5 protein-coding genes are annotated in these 4,611 nt (G+C 32.0%); 2 read left to right on the top strand and 3 right to left on the bottom strand.

From position 1 onward, the window contains the following. Positions 1 to 413 precede the first annotated feature (413 nt). Positions 414 to 1,790, top strand: a complete 1,377-nt coding sequence (locus tag LAV82_RS31105) for an aspartate aminotransferase family protein (protein WP_211080152.1) — start codon at positions 414 to 416, stop codon at positions 1,788 to 1,790. Between the two features lie 274 nt (positions 1,791 to 2,064). Next, positions 2,065 to 2,916 carry a MurR/RpiR family transcriptional regulator gene (locus LAV82_RS31110; protein WP_211080153.1) on the top strand — a complete coding sequence of 284 codons (852 nt, stop codon included), beginning with the start codon at positions 2,065 to 2,067 and terminating at the stop codon, positions 2,914 to 2,916. A 146-nt stretch (positions 2,917 to 3,062) separates the two neighbouring features. Here the strand turns inward: LAV82_RS31110 and LAV82_RS31115 are convergent, their stop codons facing one another. The 3 genes from LAV82_RS31115 to LAV82_RS31125 form a co-directional block, all read right to left on the bottom strand. Further along, entirely contained in the window at positions 3,063 to 3,335 is a 273-nt protein-coding gene (locus LAV82_RS31115; protein WP_499717645.1) for a stage V sporulation protein S, read from the bottom strand. Between the two features lie 167 nt (positions 3,336 to 3,502). Continuing rightward, a complete protein-coding gene (locus LAV82_RS31120) occupies positions 3,503 to 3,766 on the bottom strand; it encodes a hypothetical protein (protein WP_211080154.1) in 264 nt (87 codons plus the stop codon). A gap of 621 nt (positions 3,767 to 4,387) precedes the next feature. After that, entirely contained in the window at positions 4,388 to 4,525 is a 138-nt protein-coding gene (locus LAV82_RS31125; protein ID WP_499717646.1) for a hypothetical protein, read from the bottom strand. Positions 4,526 to 4,611: the final 86 nt, after the last annotated feature.

Raw genomic sequence — 4,611 nt, forward strand, 5'->3', positions numbered from 1 at the left:
TAAGCTATTTTTATCTTGTACTGGCCCCACCTACGCCATATACAATGACAGCCACGCTTGCTATCCAACCTAATTCTTATTATATATGTAAACGCTTACAATTTAAATAAAAGATAACAGAATATTATGATTTTATAACAATGTTTAGGAAATCATGAAATATTTTTATAAATACTTAAAAAAATTAAGTAATTAGAATGAGTCTTTATATATTAAAGTATTGGATCCAAATCAAATTAGCTGCCCGCAAAATATACATATTAGATAACACAATGTTTTTTTCTATAGAGGGTCTGTTATTTAAGATTATTTTCTATAAATAAAATCTCCCTTTTTTGAAATATATATTTCATGATATAATATTTTTGAAATTATAATTTCTTTATTTTCAATAAAACAGTGGAGGTTTTTTTATGAAAATGCAAGAAGAGATATTACTTTCCGAAAAGACTAAAAAGTCTGCAAGCTTATTTAACAAAGCATGTGAAGTAATTCCTGGAGGTGTCACAGCGAATATTAAGTATTTTGATCCACACCCCCTAATCATGGAGAAAGGAAAAGGAAGTAAACTTTTTGATGTGGATGGAAACGAATATATTGATTATCTCTTATGTTATGGTGCTCTCATCTTAGGACACGGACATCCACAAGTATTTGAGGCTGTAACAAAACAAATGATGGAGTCGGGTACAACTATTTTCGGTACACCACACAAAATGGAAACAACGATGGCAGAAAAATTAGTTGAATTATATCCTGGTATTGAAATGGTTCGCTATACAAACTCAGGGTTAGAAGCTACACTTTTAGCTATTCGAACAGCAGTTGCCTATACAGGTAAAGAAAAGATTGCGAAATTTGAAGGTCATTATCATGGGGGATATGATCAAGTTTTAGTAAGTGTTAATCCTGATATAGATAAGGCAGGGGAAGCAACCACTCCTAAAGCAGTAGGGGAATCAAGAGGACTGCCAGATTATTATCTTGATAATACAGTGATTCTTCCATTTAATAATCTAGAAGCAACAGAAAAGATTTTAAAAGCTCATGCTCACGAGCTGGCAGGTGTAATTTTAGAACCTATTCAAGGTGGATTTATCCCAGCTGATCAAGATTTCATGACTGGCCTTCGTAAAATTACAGAGGAACTTGATATTGTGTTGATTTTTGATGAAGTAAAGACAGGTTTTAGAATTTCGCTTGGGGGAGCACAAAAAATCTATGGAATTAAACCAGATATTACTGCCTTAGGAAAAGTACTTGGGGGAGGTTTTCCGGTAGGGGCTATTGGTGGTAAAAAAGACATTATGATGATTAGTTCTGCTAGAGGTGGACGTGATATTTTAACAGCTGGAGCAGAGAATAAGAATAAACAAGATCCTCTATACCATAGTGGGACATACAATGGTCATCCAACTATACTTGCAGCAGGTTTAGCTACAATTAATGTATTGGAGCAGGAAGGTACAATGGACCAATTACTTGCCAAAACTCAATTATTAAGGGACCAATTAGAAGAAGTATATAAATCCCACGGGTTGACTATGCAAACCATTGGTATGGGTAGTATTTTTAATATTATTCTCGGTGAAGGAAATATTAAAAATTATCGTGATATGAGTAAATCAGATACAAAATTACGTAAAAAAATTGATTATGAGTTATTGAAACTAGGTATCTATACGAAGCCACTTAACCGTTACTCTATGTCCGTTGTTCACACAGAAGAAGATATCCAACTTACAGTATCAGCACATGACGAAGCAATTAAGCGTGTAATCAATAAATAAATCCTGAATTTATTGCGAGCTATAACAACTATGCAGATGCATAATTTGTTATAGCTCTTATTTTTATTACATGCTTCAATTTAATATGTACATGTTTTCGGAAAAGGAGAGACTAGTCGTTATTGGTAAGTTTTGAAAAATTACACACTAGAAGGGTATTCTAAAACTGATCAATTCTTTGAAGGGTATTTTAGTTTATAATAAGTGATATATAATTTAAACTATTTTTTTAGTATACATAACTTGATTAGAATGAAGGAGATTATTAAATTAAATGGAGAATGTATATAAGCATATTGCAGAACAGATGCCTACTATGAGTAAATCAAATTTGAGGATAGCTAAATACATTTTAGAAAATCCTAATACGGTTCCTTTTTTAACTGGAGATAAGTTAGCCAAGATTACAGGGGTTAGCCCTGCGACTGTTGTGCGCTTTTCTACTTTTTTAGGATATTCCGGTTATCCAGAACTTCAACAATACATGCAAAACTCTGCCCAACAACAGTTGACAACAACTGAGAGGCTCAAGATTTCCAAAGAAGTATATAATGATCAAAATCAAAGCGTATACGATATCTTTTTAGACGATATTTCAAACATTAGATCTACTTTAGATAAGTTAGATATAGAGGTTTTTAAAAGTGCGGTAGAGAGCCTGGTCAAAGCTAAAAGAGTATATATTGTGGCAAATAGAAGTGCTACAGCTTTAGGTGTATTTTTACAGTACTACCTGCAATTCCTTTTAGAACAAGTCGAGCTTATTCACTCAATTGAGAATGTATCAGAACGTATATATGATTTAAATGAAGATGATGTAGTAATTGGAATTAGTTTTGCACGATATACAAAAAGTACACTAAAAGTTCTTTCATATGCAAAGGAAAAAGAAGCAACAACCGTTGCAATAACAGATAATCTATTATCGCCTCTAATACCTTATGCAGATATCCCATTAACAGCATCTAGTCAGATGCCGACTTTTATTGATTCATTTGTAGCTCCACTTAGTCTTATAAATGCATTAATCATATCCGTAGGAAAAGAAAAAGAAGAAAATTTTCAAGGTAAACTAGAGTCTCTTGAGGAAATATGGGATAAACTTAATATTTTTTATAAAAATTAATTGAGTAATTACAGGAAAAACTACTGGTCCCTGATGAGCCAGTAGTTATTTCTGTTTTTAAGATATATATGATTTCTGTCTTTAGTTAACATAATGTGAATTATTGGCAATAACATGCTAAAAAGTCCTTTTTATTTAACGCAAATCTATCGTTTTTTTCTTGGGCTTAAAATTAATTTGATTCCTGTTCGTTCTTTATTATCGATTAAAATATTTGTAAACCCAGGAACACAAACCAAATCAACACCACTGGGAGCTACGAATCCCCTTGCAATCGCAACGGCTTTAATCGCTTGATTTAAAGCGCCGGCTCCCATTACTTGAATTTCTACATTACCTCTTTCTCTAAACACAGCTGTAATTGCACCTGCAACTAAATTTGGATTTGATATTGATGATACTCTTAATATAGTATCCATATAAAGTGCTCCTCCTGTTATTTAATCGATTTATTTGATCATTGGAACGAATGTAATTGACGTATCTTTAAATCATATTCATATCCCGATTAAACTGAACTATTAAACCGATTCCTCAATGGGTTCCTCAATTAAAGGATTTAAGACATACACCTCTTAACTTTTGTTTATTTCCCGACCATTCCCATGATAAATGGAGTAAGATCACTCAACTTAGTTTTATCGCTAAGAACCTTCAAAAAAACAGTAGAGACCTGTTCAGGTATAGGTGTTTGACTATCTACAGTTGCTGTCAAAAAATAATATAAAAAATCAAAATGATTTCCTCTTCTCATGGCATCACTCAAATAATGAGCATAAAGATTATTATTTAATAGCTTCCTCTTTACGACTGTTCCAAAATCATACAATTCATTAACAGCTGTATTCACAAGGTATTCCTCCTTCTAAAATTCAGACGGTTAAAAACCGGATACCACATAGTTACTATAAGCTGAACGGGAAAACTTTTTAACTGCGTATAGAAAAAACACTCTACTTTCTATAATGAAAATGCTACGTAATATTGCAAGCTGTTACATAAGCGTATTATATTAGAAAACGGGAACTTGTATGGATACGCGTAGAAGGTAGTGGGGAAGAGAAAAATTATCCCTGCAGCAAAGGAATGTTAATCCAATGGGCAATTTAATTAGCTTGATTTGATGATTTTTGCACTAATACCATATTAAGATCACTAAAAAGAAATCATTGATAAACTAATAATTAGACTTTCTCCTTACCAGCTTCAAAGAGAATTAGGAGGTTTTATTTTATATATATTCTTTTTCAAACTAAATTCCCCTGCTCTATTTCTTCTAGTAAATCTTTAATCTATTTACATAAATTAATCCTCGAATTTAACATTTCGTTTTCTTTTGACATCAAATCAGCTTCTTATAAAAAGGTTTATAACAGCAATAAACGACCTATTCATCCGATTAGAATCATAAGGTCGCCTACATTATATTCATTTTCATTTTTTATCCTTCCGATTTGCTTTATTTATAAGTTTATTCTTTTATATTTTCACCTTCTAACTTTCTTAGGTTCTCATCGTGACATTGTTTAAATAAATAAGTAAGGTACGAATGTAGTTCAAATCGGTCCTCCTCAATAAAATCAGACCATATTTGTTTGTTTTCACTCATCATTCTTCTCCCTTTTTTATTTCACTTTTATATCTTTATGGCTCCCTAACTAGAAATCTCTTATACATACCAAGTGACCATTTATC

Origin of the sequence: Bacillus sp. ILBB4 (genome assembly GCF_035064545.1) — a bacterium.
Taxonomy (GTDB): domain Bacteria; phylum Bacillota; class Bacilli; order Bacillales; family Bacillaceae_H; genus Priestia.

Excerpts from the sequence above, each read along its gene's own strand:
- LAV82_RS31125 (WP_499717646.1), bottom strand. The coding sequence starts at position 4,525 with ATGAGTGAAAACAAACAAATATGGTCTGATTTTATTGAGGAGGACCGA.
- LAV82_RS31115 (WP_499717645.1), bottom strand. The coding sequence starts at position 3,335 with ATGGATACTATATTAAGAGTATCATCAATATCAAATCCAAATTTAGTT.
- LAV82_RS31105 (WP_211080152.1), top strand. The coding sequence starts at position 414 with ATGAAAATGCAAGAAGAGATATTACTTTCCGAAAAGACTAAAAAGTCT.
- LAV82_RS31110 (WP_211080153.1), top strand. The coding sequence starts at position 2,065 with ATGGAGAATGTATATAAGCATATTGCAGAACAGATGCCTACTATGAGT.